Raw genomic sequence first — 15,204 nt, 5'->3', positions numbered from 1 at the left:
AGCAAGGGGCTCAGGGGTGAAATTGTTCTTAGCCAGTGGTCTTTACTGGCTTAGAACAAGCCGCGACTTTGAGACTCGCAAGGCGAGGCTCAAAGCGCTGGCCACCCCGTTCCAGCCCCATGCTGCGGAGGCTGCCCTGCCCGGCCTCTAATGTCCCGGCTTTGCGGGCTGTAATTGACTTTAACCGCCGCCTTAGCTATCATCAAAGTATATTCGCGTCAATGCGTGTGATGAGTAGCTAACCCAAGCGTGTGCAGGAAGCCGTCGAAACTGGAAAGACGACCACGGGGGTGAGTGAATTGGCTCACACAAGACGCTCGGTGGGTGCGCCTTAAGCCAACGAGAGCATCCAGTTTTTGGATGAAGTTAGGTGGTACCGCGCATCAGCCGTCCTATGTTGATTTCAACATAGGACGGCTTTTTATTTTTAGGAGGTTAACATGACAAAAAAAGTGATTTTGACAGGCGATCGCCCAACCGGCCGCTTGCACATTGGCCATTACATTGGCAGCTTGAAGAACCGCGTAGCGCTACAAAACTCTGGGGATTACAATACCTTCATCATGATTGCGGACACCCAGGCGCTGACTGACAACGCCCGTAACCCTGAGAAAATCCGCCACTCCTTGATGGAAGTGGCCCTGGACTACCTGGCGGTGGGGATTGATCCCGCCAAGTCCACGATTTTGGTGCAAAGTGGCGTGCCAGCTTTGACCGAACTGACGATGTATTATCTGGACTTGGTATCAGTGTCCCGGCTAAATCGCAATCCAACAGTCAAAACCGAAATCAAGCAAAAAGCGTTTGGCGAGTCCGTCCCAGCTGGTTTTCTGATTTATCCGGTCAGTCAGGCTGCCGATATCACGGCCTTTAAGGCTGACACAGTGCCAGTCGGGGATGATCAAGAGCCGATGCTGGAACAAACCCGCGAAATCGTGCGCACCTTCAACCGCACCTACCAAAAAGAGGTGCTGGTGGAACCAGAAGGCTATTTCCCGCCTAAGGGCCTCGGTCGCCTGCCTGGCATCGATGGCAACGCCAAAATGAGCAAGTCGCTGAACAACGGCATCTACTTGGCTGATGACGCTGACACGGTGCAGAAGAAAATCATGAGCATGTACACCGACCCAGATCATATTCACGTCCAAGATCCGGGCAAGGTCGAAGGCAACGTGGTCTTCACTTACCTGGATGTTTTTGATCCGGATAAAGCCAAAGTGGCAGACCTCAAAGCGCAGTACGAACATGGCGGCTTAGGTGATGTGAAGATCAAGCGCTATTTGAACGAGGTCATGGAGGCAACCTTGGCCCCGATTCGGGCGCGGCGGGAAGAATACGCCAAGGACATGGATGCAGTCGCGGATATGTTGATTGCTGGTACCAAGCATGCCAATGACGTGGCGAACCAAACCTTGACCGAAGTGCGCGATGCCATCGGGTTCAATTATTTTAAATAAATGAATGTGCAGGATTATTCCCGGCGATAAACATCCTGCTTAGGGCTGATGCTCCTTAGTCGAAACATGATAGACTTAGGGTATCAGCCCATTTTAATGAGGACGGGGCTGTGACAAAAGGCGGTTTTGGAGCCGACAGGTAGCCTAGCCAGCCACCAAGTCCGTTCTTTGGACTCGGGGGCTGGCGTAGCTGCCTGCTCGACTTCGGCCTTTTGGCACGTAACTCTGCGATAACGGTCGGAGTGAGAAAAGCGGGTGTGACACCATCACAACCCCATGAAGGAGAACAATTATGGACAAGAAAAAGCTCAGCCCAGTGGCCATTACGGGGATTGTGATTGGCATTGTGGCGGTGATTATCGGTATCTACAGCATCAGCACCTACAACTCTTTGCAACGCGAAAACCAAGCGGTGGAAGCGCAGTGGAGTCAGGTCGAAAATGTGATGCAGCGGCGCGCGGATTTGGTCCCAAATTTGGTCAACGCTGTTAAGGGTTCCATGAAGCATGAAGAGAAGATCTTCACAGCGATTGCCCAGGCCCGCGAGAACTACAACAAGGCCACCAGCACCACTAAAAAGGCGCAGGCCGATGCGCAAATCAACACCAGCGTGGGCACCTTGCTGTCAGCGATTAACGAAGATTATCCTGATTTGAAGAGCAACAGCAACGTGCAGACCTTGATGACCCAACTGGAAGGCAGCGAAAACCGCATTTCTGTTGAGCGCAAACGCTACATCGAAGATGTCCGCGACTACAACCAAGCGGTCGTGACTTTCCCGAAGAATCTGTTTGCCAACATGATGGGGCTGGGGCAAAAGGCGACCTTTAAGGCTGACCCTGGCGCCGAAAAGGTTCCAACTGTCAATCTCGATTAGAGGCTTGCCATGAAAAAACGGTGGCTTTGGTTCCTTCTGCCACTGGTGCTGCTATTTGGGCACGCCAGTCCAGTCCAAGCAGCCGCGTATCCAGCGGCTCCAACGAACGGGCATTACTACGTGGACCAGCTCAATCTGCTGGATTCATCGACTCGCGAGTTGATCGATCAGAAAAACCACACCTACGAAGCGACCAAGCAAAATCCTGCCATTGCGGTGGCAGTGATTAAATCTTCGGATGGCCAAGACCTTGGCGAGTATGCGCCTGAACTTTTCAGTCGCTGGGGGGTCGGCCAAAAAGGCAAGGATAACGGGGTGCTGTTGGTGTACGCCGACAACGATGGCCAGCAAAATCTGTTCATCGAAGTCGGTTATGGCCTTGAAGGCGTCCTGCCAGATGCCTTAGCCGGTCAAATCCTCCAGCAAAATAAGGCGGCCATCAAGGCCAAGGACCCCGCGAAAATCAACGCCGGCCTGCGAAAAGTCTTCAACGCAGTGGCCACGGTTATCGACAAGAAGTATAAATTTCCTAAGGATAGTAACACCTTGTCCAGCAGTCAGCTGGCCCGCTATCAGAACGAAGATGAGACTGATAACGACAGTGGCGGTGGTGGCGGCATTCTCGTCACGCTGATCACGATTTTCATTGTTCTGGCGGTGATTGCCTTGCTCTTTGGCGGCAATAATCGTGGTGGGCGCGGCGGCGGTGGCTCCGGCTTCTGGCTATGGATCCTGCTCGATGCGCTTTTTTCCAGCAACAATCGCGGCGGCCGCTGGGGCGGTGGCTCTGGCTTCGGCGGCGGCGGTGGTTTTGGCGGTGGCGGCTTCGGTGGGGGCTCCGGCGGTGGTTTCGGCGGCGGCTCCTCTGGCGGCGGCGGTGCCGGCATCTAATCGTAAGCTGAAACAAATACAGGCTCGAACGCTGATGGCGTTCGAGCCTATTTGATTCCCATTATTCGGCTGGTTGATGTTGCTTACGATAAGCCCGTGGTGACATCCCTGTTTCCTGACTGAAAGCTTTGGAGAATGAGAAGGGATTCTGATAACCCACCGCATGGGCGATGACGCCGATGGGGTAGTCGCTTTCAGTCAGGAGCTGCGTAGCGTGCTGCATGCGGTAGGTTTTGATGTATTGCTGCGGCGACTGGCCAACATGTTTGACGAACAGGCGGTGCAGGTAAGTGCGGTCGATGTGCAGTGAATCGGCAATTTCGCCGACCGAAATGTCTTCCCCATAATTATTGGTAATGTAAAACAGTGCTGATTCCAAGGCTTCTTTTTGGTCCAGATTGGTGCGCACGGCGAGACTGGGGTAGGTGGAGCTCAGCTGATACAGGAATTCATACAGGCGGCCCGTCATCAAAAGATTACGATTGCGGCTCGTGTGTGAGGCGGCAATCACCGCCTGCGCTGCTTGGATCACCGAACCATCTGGGTTAAAACTGAAGGTGGGGTTGCTGTTATCCAGCGCGGTGGTTTGAACATAGCGCTCAGCGGCGCGGCCGGAAAAGCCAATCCAGAGGTAGGTCCAAGGCTGACGATGATCCGCTTCAAACCGAATGAGGGTATGGGGTTCGATAATAAAGCCCTGACCTGGCTTCAAGGCATAGAAGTGGTTGCGCACCGTGTAGCTACCTTCACCGGCCAAGACAAAGTACAGCATGTAGCCGCTGCGCACGGTGGGGCCATACGAATGATCCGGCTCGCAGCGTTCGGTGCCACAAGTATAAACATTGATATCAAGATTAGCGTTGCGATTGAGACTAGAGAAATCATCAGTGCGATTATTTGCTTTATTTGTCGACATTTGGACAGGTTACCTCAACATTCTACCATTTTGTTAGGGCTTACATGCAGTTATCATAACTCTTGTAAACCGATTTACAAAATTCATTTTATTGCTATTATCAACCCAAGGAGGGGTGGATCACATGAGTTTACAAGACACCATGAACGAGAAAGTGTTGCCACTGGCAACCAAGTTCTCCCAAAATAAGTTCCTCATGAGTATCCGTGATGGCTTCATGGTTGCGTTCCCAGCGACGATGTTTGCTTCCATCATGATCATCATCCAGAACTTGCCAACGACTTTCGGCTTTGCCAAGTACATGCCGCAGCCGGTCACCGACTTTTTGAACAATTTCCTCGGCCCGGTTTCTAACGCGACGATGAATATTACCTCACTGTTTGTTGTCTTCGGGGTTGCTTATGCGTTGGCTGGCCATTACCATGCTACTCAGCTGTATGCCGGTGGGATCGCACTGTCTGCCTTTTTTATGTTACTCCCAATTATGTCCAATAAGAACGGCTCATACGTTGACCTCAATTTGCTTGGTTCCAAAGGCATGTTTGTGGCTTTGCTGACCGGGATTTTTGCCACGGTTGTATACTCCAAACTTGAAAACGCCAACATTACGATTAAAATGCCGGAATCTGTACCGCCGGCCATCTCACAGTCTTTTATCGCGGTTATCCCTGGTGCCGGCGCCCTGCTGACGTTCACCTTTATCCGCTGGTTGTTTACCTTTACTGCCTGGGGCAATGCCTTCGACTTCATTTATGATGTCCTGCAAGTACCAATTCAAGGCTTGGGCGCAACGCTACCAGCGACGATTCTCGTCGTGTTCTTCTCCCAGTTTCTTTGGTGGTTCGGACTTCACGGCACCTTGTTGGTTAATTCAGTGGTTTCGCCAATCTATGCGGCTTTGGATATTCAAAACTACAACGCTTACCAAGCAGGCAAGCGCATTCCTCACATCATTTGCTCGACCTTTGCTGGTAGTTTCGAAATCACTGGCATGATTCTGGCGATGTCACTGGCGGGCTTGTATATTGCCAAGTCCTCTCGCCTCAAGCACACCATGGAGCTCACTGCAGTGCCTTCCGTCTTTAACATCAGTGAACCGATGACCTTTGGGGTGCCAATGGTCTTGAACCCAACCGTCTTTATTCCTTGGACTTTGGCGCCAGTCCTGGTTTCTATTGTCAGCTACTTTGCCTTTGCCTCTGGCCTAGTACCATACCCTACCGGCGCGACAGTGGTTTGGTCCACGCCATTCATTCTTCAAGGCTGGCTTGCGACCGGTTCCTGGCGTGGTGCGGCACTGCAGATCGTAATGTTCATCTTGTTCTTTGTCATCTGGTTCCCATTCCTAAAGGTGATGGACAAGCAATACCTGAATGAAGAAAAAGCGCAAGCGGCCAAAACGGCAGCCGAAAGCTCAGCGCAGTAATCAATTTCTAAATTGGAGGGACCAACATGGCCAAAACAATGACAGTCGTCTACACCATGGCGCAGCCTAGTGCTGCCGTGTACCAGACGATTGTGGCGTCGCAGCTGGCATACTTCAAAGACCGCAACGCCGGTATTCATGAGCTGACCGTGGGGACTTCCGTCGCGACCACACTGCACACCAAAACTGATCAAATGCCGGTCGCCGCGACTATGACTGTGACGCAGCTAGAGGCTGATCGCGTGTTTGAGACCGAGGTGACCTATGCCGCTGGTCGAATTGTGACCACCTATCAGCTGGCGCCAGCGGCTGAAGGTACCAAAGTCACTTACAGTGAAACCAATACCTTTAACAAGAAAAATTTTACCAACAGTTTTTGGGTAGTTGGCTGGGTCTACACGCTGTTTTACCGGCGTAATATCAAAAAACGGCTGCAGTGGATTGAAGACACTGCCGCTCTGAGTAAAGTAGGTGAGTCTAACGGCACTGCAAGTCATTAACAATAAGTTTTTTCACTTAAGTAACGACCGCGTCAGCTATATCATCGCGGTGATGCCCAACGGTCAGTTAGGCCACGTGTACTTTGGCCCGAAACTGACCTTGGATCAAGCCCAGCTTGAGGCCTTGGTGGCCCCGGTAAGCAAATCTGCCGGCACCGTCAAGTTCAGCGCGGATGATCACCAATTCAGTTTGGCCGATCAGCAGCAAGAATTGCCTGTCTATGGTTCGACCGATTATCGGCAAGGCAGCCTGGGCCTCAAAGCTGATGGCGCGCCGTTGTACCTCGATCTCAAGTATCAAAGTTATACCACCGCCAGCAGCAAACCGCGGGTGTTGACCACCCCAGGCGCGTTTGGCAATCAGGCTGATTGCCTGAATTTGACGGTGACAGATACTACCTGGCAAGTGGAGGCGGTGCTGCATTACACGCTGTTCCCTGATGCTGCGGCGGTCGTGCGGTCGGTAACGGTGACCAACCACGCCCAGCAGGCTTATCTTTTGGAACGGTGCCTGAGTGCTACTTTGGATTTGCCCACGGCTGATTATGAATTCCTTCATTTGTCGGGCAACTGGGCCCGGGAACGGCAGGTGCAAACCCAATCGCTGGCGCATGGCATTGCCAGTGTGGAGTCGCTGCACGGCGCTTCCAGTCATCAACAGAATCCCTTTGTCGCCTTGGTGGCCACTGACGCCACGTTGCGGCATGGTGAGGCTTACGGGGCTAATCTGATTTATTCCGGTAACTTCCAAGCTAGCGCAGAAGTCAATGAGTGGCGCCAGACCCGGCTGACCACCGGGATTCACCCAGAGCAATTCGAGTGGCAGTTGGATCCTGAGTCGGCGTTTACCTCGCCAGAAGCGGTGCTTTTGTACTCGGCTGATGGGCTGAACGGCTTGGCGCAACAAGCGGCGCAATTTGCCAATCAGCATATCATTGCGCCGCACTGGCAGCACCGGCCGCGGCCAGTGGTCCTCAACAGCTGGGAAGCGGCGTACTTCAATTTGGATCCTAAGGTCTTGCTGAAGTTAGCGGATCAAGGCAAACAAATCGGTGTCGACTGCTTCGTGCTGGATGACGGCTGGTTTGGCAATCGTGATACGGACAATTCCTCGCTGGGCGACTGGCAAGTGGATCGCCGCAAGTTTCCAGCCGGGTTAGGCGCTTTTGCCCAAGCCATTCATGCTAAAGGCCTGCAGTTTGGGTTGTGGTTTGAGCCCGAAATGGTCTCCCCCAAAAGTGCGCTGATCAAGGCGCATCCTGATTGGGTCGTGGGCCCAAGCCGTGGGCGACGCTCGGTTGGTCGCCATCAGTATGTGCTCGACTTCGCCAACCCGGCGGTGGTGGAGAACCTGTTTGAGCAAATGCGGCGCGTGATTGATGAAACGCAGCTGGATTACATCAAATGGGACATGAACCGCGACATCACGGAAGCTTATTCGGCCTATCTCGCGCAAACAGGGCGGCCGCAAGGGGAATTCTTCCACCGGTATATCCAAGGCGTCTATACCTTGTATGCGAAATTGTTGACCGCTTATCCGGACGTGCTGATTGAAGGCTGTGCCGGTGGCGGCGGTCGTTTTGACCTCGGTATTCTGTTCTATTCGCCGCAGATCTGGGTCTCTGATGACAGTGATGCGGTTGAACGCCTGCGCATTCAGTTCGGCACGAGCTTGGGTTATCCGCTGAGTGCGATGAGTAATCATCTCACCAAGGTGCCCAATGATCAGGTGGGTCGCACCACGCCGCTGGCCATGCGTTACAACGTGGCAACGTTCGGCGTGCTGGGCTATGAGCTGGATCTCACCAAGCTGACACCAGCCACGCTGGCGGCCCTCAAACAGCAAATCGTCCAGTACCGGCAAAACCAGGAATTGATTTTGCATGGCCAGTTCGAATTGCTACCGCCAACTGGAACGGACCCGAATGAGTTCGCCTGGGCGGTGGTGAATGCTGAACGCACAGAAGCGCTGGTGGGTTTCTACCGGCTGTTAGCCACCCCTGGTAAGACGGTGTCAGACCGCTTGCCTTTGCCATTTTTGAACGGCAATCAGCAGTATCAAGTCGAAGGCCAAACCGTGCCCATCAGCGGCAGCGTGCTGAAGCATGTCGGCTTGCCGCTGCCGGTGCAATTCAATGGGGTGAACCCAGATACCGCCACCCTCAAAGGTGACTATCAATCATGTTTGTTGCATCTGCAGGCGCTTTAACCGCTGCCGGATGCCATATAATGGGGATGTGATGCCATCACATCCCCTTTTGTGAATAAGGCGACAAGGGCTGCCTGCTGATAGGAGGAAAGACTTGTGAACTTCAATGTTGATGAACGCTTGCTGCATGGCGGCGACTACAATCCCGACCAATGGCTTGATTACCCAGCCGTGATTGAAAAAGATTTTGCGCTGATGAAAAAAGCGCAGATCAACACGCTGACCTTAGGCGTCTTCGCCTGGTCGGCGTTGGAACCGGAGGAAGGCCACTTTGACTTTGGCTGGTTGGATGATATTTTCGACCGCGTGAACCAAATGGGTGGCAATGTGATTTTGGCCACCCCCAGTGGGGCGCGGCCGCAGTGGCTCAGTGAAAAGTATCCGGAGGTGAACCGGGTCGATGAGCGCCTGCAGCGCCACACCCATGGCTTTCGGCATGATCACTGCTTCTCCAGCCCGGTTTATCAGGAAAAGGTCCGCATCATCAATACCAAGCTGGCTGAGCGCTACGGTAACAATCCGGCGCTGGCGATGTGGCATGTGTCCAACGAATATTCCGGTACTTGCTTCTGCGACTTGTGTCAGGCGAACTGGCAGCAGTGGCTGCAAAGCAAGTATCACACCCTCAAGGCCTTGAACGATGCCTGGCTGATGAGCTTTTGGGGCGGCACGTATACCGACTGGGCGCAGATCAAAGTGCCTAGTGAACTTGGCTCCCGTAAAGTGCATGGCATGGCGCTGGACTGGCACCGGTTCAACACGGCGATGACGATTGACTTTTTCGATGCTGAAGTGAAGCCGCTGCGGGCGGCCAACCCAGCGATTCCAGTGACGACTAACTTCATGGCAGAAGGCCCGAATGGTGATTTCATTCCGCTGCAGGGCATCGATTATGGCGCGTTTGCCAAGCATGTCGATGTGGTGTCCTGGGACAGCTATCCGCAGTGGAACAATAATTTTGAACCACTCGCCGAAACTGCCATGAAAACAGCGTTCGTCCATGACACTTTTTATGGTTTGAAAAACCAGCCGTTTTTGGTGATGGAGTCCGCGCCTTCGCGGGTCAATACCGCCGTGGCGAAGCTGAAGCGGCCAGGGGTACATGCTCTGGCGTCGTTCCAGCAGCTTGCCCATGGCTCTGAAGGCTCCTTATACTTCCAAATTCATGCCTCCCGGGCGAATTCGGAAAAGTTCCATGGCGGCGTGATTGGCCATGATGGTACTGGTGACACCCGCGTGTTTAAGGAAGTGGCGGCCTATGGGGAACGTCTGACCCAACTTAAAGGGTTGCGTCGCACCACGCGCAAGCCATATGTGGCTATTTTGTTCGACTGGGATGTGCTGTGGGCGCAAAAGCGGGAAGCGGCGTTCGGCCGCGACCGTAAGCGTTACTTCCAGACTTTGGAAGATCATTACAACTTCTTCTGGCAGCATGACATTCCCGTGGCGGTTCAGCCGGTGGATCACGATTTCAGTCAGTATGATTTGGTGATTGCCCCGATGCTGTACCTGATGCGGCCAGAATTAATGGCGCGCCTGCAGGCTTATGTCAAACAGGGCGGCACGCTGGTGTCCTCATACTTCACCGGCATTGTCGATGAACATGACTCAGTTTACCTTGGCGGTTGGCCGCAGTCGCTGCAAGAAACCTTTGGCGTAGCGCTGGGTGAGTTTGATTCGGTTTATCCTGGTGAACACAATCGCGTCAGCTTTGCCGGCCAAACGTTTGAAACGCATGATTACAATCAGCTAATCACGGCTAAAGCCGCGCAAGTTTTGGGTCAGTATGAAAACGACTTTTATGCCGGCACAGCCGCCGTAACTCAAAATGACTACGGCACTGGCCACGCGTACTATATCGGACCGCGTACCGGCCGCGATTTGCTGAATAAGCTGTATGATGGGCTGCCAGTGGTGCAGGCCCTGACGAGCGAGCAGTTGGCAGCGCCTAATGCCGCTGTGTCGATTCAAACCCGCCAAGGTGAAGCCGGGACCTTTGTTTTCATCATGAACTTTAGCGAGCAAGCCCAAACCGTGACGCTGAAACAAGCGCTGGTCGATGCTGAAACTGGCGCAGCGCTCAGTGGCACCTTGGCGCTGAACCCGTATCAAGTCGTGGTGGCCAAGGAGGGCTAACTTGCAGCAGGATGGGATTGAATTTCATAACGTGGCGTTAATTCGCGCCACGCCAGCCGGGCCGCTACTGGATCGACTGCCGGCCGCGGTGCGCGCCCAAGTCGACGAACCGGCGACGCATACCTCCTCGGATGCGTCAGGCGTCGAGCTGCGGTTTGTCATGCAAGCGCCGGAAGTGAAGTTGACCTTGGCGGTGGAGGCGGCAGCCGAAGCGCAAATCGCCTACCTGCGCTTCGGGACTTTTCCTGGCACTTGGACCGCAGCAACGCGAATTTTAACGACCAAACCGACCACAATCACGATTGCCCGGCCGGCAAACCTGGCGCGGCTGCAAGCCCTCGCCAAGGCCAAACATCTGGCTTTTGATCCGGCCGTGGTGCGAGTCTGCCTGCCGTACTGTCGCAATTACTACTATCGGGTTGAAGGGGCGGTGGCGTTGCCGGCTCCCCACCAGCTGCCGCCGCGCACGTACCTAGCTTATGGTTCTTCCATCACGCATGGTTCACTGGCGTTGAATCCCATGGCGACGTATCCACAGCTGATTGCAGATCGGTTCGGGACGGATCTGTTGAACTTTGGTTTTCCCGGATCGGCCTGGCTGGAGCCGGCGGTGGCCGATTACTTGGTCAGCCGCCGGGATTGGCACTTCGCGTCGCTGGCCATGGGCATCAACATGCTCGGCGCCTTTTCGCCAGCCGCGTTCCGGACGCGGGTCCGCCGCTTTATCGCGCCCTTCGCCGCCGATCCGCGGCCGGTTGTGGCCACGGATATGGTGGTCACCGACTATCCCGAGAATCCGCGCAAGGTGGCGCAATTTCGGCAAATCGTCAAAGAGGAAACCGCTGGCAAGTTGCCCTATATCAGCGGATTGGCCTTGCTCGGGGATGAATCTGACTTGAGTTCAGACTTGCTTCATCCCACGGCGACTGGCATGCGGCAAATTGCGCACCACCTCGGCGATTTTCTGGTGGCTCACGTCGGTCATCTTGATTAGGGTGCAATTGAACAAGACCCCGCTCCCATCCGCATTGGCGGCGGGAGCGGGGCCTTTTTAAGTTGCTTCACCAGCTGGTAAAAGTTGCGGGGTTTCTTTGCGAAAATGACGCCTAAACGGTGGGCATTTGTGATAGAGTGGGGCAAGATATTGAAGACGAGGTAGGTTGTAGCATGCGGACTTTGACGAAGGGCAATCCCCTGAAGCTGGTATTTTTCTTCACGATCCCGCTTTTGATTGGGAACCTCTTTCAACAGCTGTATAGTTTCATGGATGCGCTGATTGTCGGACGGACGATTGGTAAAGACGCGCTGGCCGCAGTCGGCGCCACCAGTAGCATCAATTTTTTGATTATCGGCTTTGCCCAGGGGTTAACCGCCGGCCTGTCTGTGCTGACTGCGCAAGCGTATGGCGCGCGAGATGAACGCGGCGTGCGCAAGAGCTTTGGCACCAGCGTCTGGATTTCAGCGGCGATTGCTTTGGTCCTGACCATCGTGGCGGTGGCGATGACGCGGCCGATGCTGGTCTTGATGCAAACGCCGCCGGCCATTCTGGAAGACTCGATTGCCTTTGTGCGCGTGATTTTCTATGGGATTTTTGCCTCGATGGCGTTTAACCTGTTGTCCAACATGATGCGGGCGCTGGGGGATTCACGCACGCCGCTGATCTTTTTGATTATCGCGACGGTCATCAACATCATCCTGGAATTCACCTTCATCCTCGGCTTCCACATGGGGGTCGCCGGCGCGGGCTGGGCAACTGTGACCGCGCAAGTGATTTCGGCTTTGCTGTGTTGGTGGTACATCAAACGTCGCATTCCGCTGCTCAACATTCACAAAGAAGACTTGATTATTGACTGGGCCGCCATTAAGCATCACGTGGTCGTGGGGATGCCGATGGGCTTTTCCATGTCCATTATTGCTATTGGCTCGATTATTCTTCAGGTGATGCTTAACACCTTGGGCACCGATGCCGTGGCGGCTTACACTGCCGCTGGCCGAATTGATCAGATTGCGACCCTGCCCGCGTCTTCATTCGGGGTGACGATGGCCACTTATGCCGCCCAGAACTTAGGCGCGCGCGAGTATGGGCGGATCCGGCGCGGGGTGCATCAGACCTTGCTGCTAAACGTGGGCATTTCGGCAGTATTCGGGGCACTGATTATTGTGTTCTCCAAGCCACTGGTCAACCTGTTTTTGGGCCCGAATCAGCCGGCCGTTACCGCGCTGGCGCAGACCTATTTCCACTTCAATGCCAGCATGTACTGGCTGCTGGCGATTCTCTTTACCATGCGGAATTTGCTGCAAGGGTTGGGCCACACTTTGGTGCCTACCGTCGCCGGTTTGTTTGAGCTGATGATGCGGGCGTTTGCCGGGATTATCTTGGTGTCACACCTCGGCTTTACCGGGGCGGCGATGGCTAATCCGCTGGCCTGGGCAGGCTCGGTGTTTGTTCTGGTGAATATGTACATTCGCACTATGCGCAAGATCCGGCAGAAGGAAGATGCGCAAGCCGCACAGTTGGCAGGAGGTCAAGATGAGCGCACCCCAGTCTAACCAATGGCAGCTACTCTGGCGCGTACTCCGCTGGCTGGGGACCGTGGTGGTGATTATGGCCGTGGTCTTCGGCGTCAAAATGGTGCTCGGCTTGTTTTTGAGCAATGACCAAGTGGCTGGCAACTCGATGCAGCCCACCTTGAAAAACGGGGACCGCTTGGTGGTGGTGACCCAAACCAGCATCAAACGCAATGCCATCGTCACCTTGAAGAGCCCGATTCAAGCCGATGAGCAATACATCAAGCGGGTGATCGGCCTGCCTGGTGATACTGTGAGCGTAAAGAATGATCAACTGTACATCAATGGTAAGCGCACGGCCCAGCCTTATTTGAAAACGAGTTTCATCGAGAAAAGTCTGCGGCTGTCTGAGGTCCAAAGTGGCGCGGTGACCGGTGGCCAGCATTTCACCCCGAACTTCAGCCTCGCCACGCTTAAGGCCACTCAGACGGCACGGGTGCCAAAGGGAAGTTACTTTGTCCTCGGCGACAATCGGCCAGTGTCTTACGACAGTCGCAAGTTCGGTTTTGTGAAACGCAGTGATATTTACGGCGTCGTCAAGTGGCGGTATTGGCCGCTTAACCAAATGAAGACCTTTTAACCGAAGCGGCTTGAGCTTTTAACTCAGGCCGCTGTTTTTATTTGGTCAGTTGATCGACGGTGCGTAAAATGGTGGCTTCAGTCGTGTACTGCGGCTGCCAGCCCAGGCTTTGGGCCGCGGCAGTGCTGGTATGGCGGTTGGTCATCAGCATCAGGCGGCCTTCCTTGGCCCGCGCGGAAAAAGGCGCCAGGGTTTTGACGAGCCAATCCGGCAAGGTGCGAGTCGGAAGCTTAGCCGCTAGAGCAGGCCGCTGCTGGCGAATCAAGGCCGCAATTTCTGGCAGGGTGATTTGCCCGTTGGCGCTGGCAATGAAGCGATGACCAGCAGCCGCGGGTTGCGTCATGGCTAAGCGGTGCAGGGTCGCGACATCCACCACATCGACCACATTCACCGGCACGTTTGCCAGCGGGCGGTGTTTGCCATCCAGCATGCCTGCCACCAAGCCAAAGCTGCCAGAAACATGACCATTCAAGGACTGACCGAGCATCGCGACCGGATTGACGACAGCGAGTTCTGGTTGCCCGGGGTGAGCTGCGGCAAACTGCCAGGCGGCTTTTTCCGCGAGCAGTTTGGATTTTTCATACGGTGAGAGGCCTGGTTCTGCCGGGTCCGTCCAATCGGCCTCGGTGGTCACGCGGGTGCGGTCGTGGTTGGAATAGCCAATGGCGCCCCAGTTGCCGGTCATCACCACGCGCTTGACGCCGGCAAGGTTAGCGGCTTTCAGAATGCGCAGGGTGCCAGCCTCGGCCTCATGCGCCAAAGCGGCGTCACTCGCACCAGCCACAAACACTGGCGCAGCGACGGCATAGACGCCATCGATGTTGGCCATGGCCTCGGTCCAGTTAGTATCATGGGTGAGATCGGCAGCAATGAAACTGAGCTGGTCGAGATGCTGCACCTGATTGGCCGCCAACGTCTGTTTCACTGCCGCTGCTTGCTCCAGGCTGCGCAGCGTGGCGCGCACGGTCGCGCCATGATTGAGTAGCTGGGCAATCAGTTGCATGCCCAGAAAACCATTACCGCCAGTGACTAAAACCTTTTTGATCATCTTGATGAACCTCACTTGTTTTTAGATTAAATCACGATTATGCTAATGAGCATAAACCTTAGAGTGAACTCTAAGGCAAGACTTAATTTTTTCGGAGGCTGACATGCGTTATTCCATCCAAGAAGTGGCCGCTAAAACCGGCCTGTCGAGCTATACGTTGCGCTATTACGATAAGGCGGGGCTGCTGCCTTTTGTGGCCCGCAACACCGCTGGGTACCGCATTTTTACTGACGGTGATTTGGTCCTGCTGCACACCATCATGTGCCTGAAAAATACCGGGATGGCGATCAGCGATATTCGCCGCTACATCGATGATGTCATGGCCGGCCCGACCAGTATTGCGGATCGCAAGGCGCTGCTGACGGCGCATCGCGCTAAAGTCTTGGCCAAACAGCAACAACTCACCGAAAACCTGCGTGAAGTCGACTATAAGTTAGGGCTATACGCCGCGCCAGATGCAGTCACGCAGGTGCAAGGCGAGTTGGCCGCGGCCCGCGCAGATAAAGCCGCCAATGGCCTGGCTGATCCGTATCCGGCTAGCTGAACCGACGAAAAAGGCGTCTCCTCAACATGCAGGAGACGCCTTTGTTTTAAAA

At 54.6% G+C, this 15,204-nt stretch carries 13 protein-coding genes; 11 read left to right on the top strand and 2 right to left on the bottom strand.

All coding sequences use genetic code 11. From position 1 onward, the window contains the following. Window positions 1–440: 440 nt before the first annotated feature. The 3 genes from trpS to JUF11_RS05065 all read left to right on the top strand — a co-directional run bounded on the left by trpS (window position 441) and on the right by JUF11_RS05065 (window position 3,225). Window positions 441–1,457, top strand: coding sequence for a tryptophan--tRNA ligase (gene trpS / locus JUF11_RS05075; RefSeq protein ID WP_204118629.1), 1,017 nt, complete (start codon window positions 441–443; stop codon window positions 1,455–1,457). A 292-nt stretch (window positions 1,458–1,749) separates the two neighbouring features. Further along, window positions 1,750–2,334, top strand: a complete 585-nt coding sequence (locus JUF11_RS05070) for a LemA family protein (RefSeq protein WP_125579428.1) — start codon at window positions 1,750–1,752, stop codon at window positions 2,332–2,334. A 9-nt stretch (window positions 2,335–2,343) separates the two neighbouring features. Then, on the top strand, window positions 2,344–3,225 hold the full coding sequence (locus JUF11_RS05065; protein WP_204118628.1) for a TPM domain-containing protein: 882 nt from the start codon (window positions 2,344–2,346) through the stop codon (window positions 3,223–3,225). Between the two features lie 61 nt (window positions 3,226–3,286). Here the strand turns inward: JUF11_RS05065 and JUF11_RS05060 are convergent, their stop codons facing one another. Continuing rightward, entirely contained in the window at window positions 3,287–4,141 is an 855-nt protein-coding gene (locus tag JUF11_RS05060) for an AraC family transcriptional regulator (RefSeq protein ID WP_204118627.1), read from the bottom strand. Window positions 4,142–4,265: 124 nt separating this feature from the next. Here JUF11_RS05060 and JUF11_RS05055 point away from each other — a divergent pair, with 124 nt between their 5' ends. The 7 genes from JUF11_RS05055 (at window position 4,266) to lepB (ending at window position 13,560) form a co-directional block, all read left to right on the top strand. Further along, window positions 4,266–5,567 (top strand): PTS sugar transporter subunit IIC, encoded by a 1,302-nt coding sequence (locus JUF11_RS05055; RefSeq protein WP_204118626.1) that lies wholly within the window; start codon window positions 4,266–4,268, stop codon window positions 5,565–5,567. Window positions 5,568–5,593: 26 nt separating this feature from the next. Continuing rightward, the gene (locus JUF11_RS05050) at window positions 5,594–6,067 is read left to right on the top strand and encodes a DUF3284 domain-containing protein (protein ID WP_204118625.1); all 474 of its coding nucleotides are present in this window, start codon (window positions 5,594–5,596) and stop codon (window positions 6,065–6,067) included. Then, window positions 6,039–8,276 (top strand): alpha-galactosidase, encoded by a 2,238-nt coding sequence (locus tag JUF11_RS05045; protein ID WP_236000446.1) that lies wholly within the window; start codon window positions 6,039–6,041, stop codon window positions 8,274–8,276. Before JUF11_RS05050 ends, JUF11_RS05045 begins: the two co-directional genes overlap by 29 nt. A gap of 96 nt (window positions 8,277–8,372) precedes the next feature. Beyond that, window positions 8,373–10,412: a beta-galactosidase gene (locus tag JUF11_RS05040; protein WP_270235044.1), complete on the top strand. Its 2,040-nt coding sequence runs from the start codon at window positions 8,373–8,375 to the stop codon at window positions 10,410–10,412. 1 nt (window position 10,413) lies between these two features. Next, window positions 10,414–11,406: an SGNH/GDSL hydrolase family protein gene (locus tag JUF11_RS05035; RefSeq protein ID WP_204118624.1), complete on the top strand. Its 993-nt coding sequence runs from the start codon at window positions 10,414–10,416 to the stop codon at window positions 11,404–11,406. 173 nt (window positions 11,407–11,579) lie between these two features. Then, complete coding sequence (locus JUF11_RS05030; protein ID WP_204118623.1) at window positions 11,580–12,962, top strand: MATE family efflux transporter; 1,383 nt, start codon at window positions 11,580–11,582, stop codon at window positions 12,960–12,962. Beyond that, window positions 12,943–13,560, top strand: a complete 618-nt coding sequence (lepB, locus tag JUF11_RS05025) for a signal peptidase I (RefSeq protein ID WP_204118622.1) — start codon at window positions 12,943–12,945, stop codon at window positions 13,558–13,560. The genes JUF11_RS05030 and lepB overlap by 20 nt, the downstream gene beginning before the upstream one ends. Before the next feature lie 37 nt (window positions 13,561–13,597). Here the strand turns inward: lepB and JUF11_RS05020 are convergent, their stop codons facing one another. Then, entirely contained in the window at window positions 13,598–14,608 is a 1,011-nt protein-coding gene (locus JUF11_RS05020) for an SDR family NAD(P)-dependent oxidoreductase (RefSeq protein WP_204118621.1), read from the bottom strand. Window positions 14,609–14,711: 103 nt separating this feature from the next. Here JUF11_RS05020 and JUF11_RS05015 point away from each other — a divergent pair, with 103 nt between their 5' ends. Further along, complete coding sequence (locus JUF11_RS05015; RefSeq protein ID WP_204118620.1) at window positions 14,712–15,152, top strand: MerR family transcriptional regulator; 441 nt, start codon at window positions 14,712–14,714, stop codon at window positions 15,150–15,152. Window positions 15,153–15,204: the final 52 nt, after the last annotated feature.

The sequence above is a fragment of the Lacticaseibacillus suilingensis genome (assembly GCF_016861845.1).
Lineage (GTDB): Bacteria > Bacillota > Bacilli > Lactobacillales > Lactobacillaceae > Lacticaseibacillus > Lacticaseibacillus suilingensis.
This window is presented reverse-complemented; position numbering and strand designations above follow the sequence as displayed.

Bases quoted from the DNA above. Each gene is read 5' to 3' on its own strand.
- JUF11_RS05065 (WP_204118628.1), top strand. From the start codon at position 2,344: ATGAAAAAACGGTGGCTTTGGTTCCTTCTGCCACTGGTGCTGCTATTT.
- JUF11_RS05015 (WP_204118620.1), top strand. From the start codon at position 14,712: ATGCGTTATTCCATCCAAGAAGTGGCCGCTAAAACCGGCCTGTCGAGC.
- JUF11_RS05050 (WP_204118625.1), top strand. From the start codon at position 5,594: ATGGCCAAAACAATGACAGTCGTCTACACCATGGCGCAGCCTAGTGCT.
- trpS (WP_204118629.1), top strand. From the start codon at position 441: ATGACAAAAAAAGTGATTTTGACAGGCGATCGCCCAACCGGCCGCTTG.
- JUF11_RS05020 (WP_204118621.1), bottom strand. From the start codon at position 14,608: ATGATCAAAAAGGTTTTAGTCACTGGCGGTAATGGTTTTCTGGGCATG.
- JUF11_RS05070 (WP_125579428.1), top strand. From the start codon at position 1,750: ATGGACAAGAAAAAGCTCAGCCCAGTGGCCATTACGGGGATTGTGATT.
- lepB (WP_204118622.1), top strand. From the start codon at position 12,943: ATGAGCGCACCCCAGTCTAACCAATGGCAGCTACTCTGGCGCGTACTC.
- JUF11_RS05030 (WP_204118623.1), top strand. From the start codon at position 11,580: ATGCGGACTTTGACGAAGGGCAATCCCCTGAAGCTGGTATTTTTCTTC.
- JUF11_RS05060 (WP_204118627.1), bottom strand. From the start codon at position 4,141: ATGTCGACAAATAAAGCAAATAATCGCACTGATGATTTCTCTAGTCTC.
- JUF11_RS05055 (WP_204118626.1), top strand. From the start codon at position 4,266: ATGAGTTTACAAGACACCATGAACGAGAAAGTGTTGCCACTGGCAACC.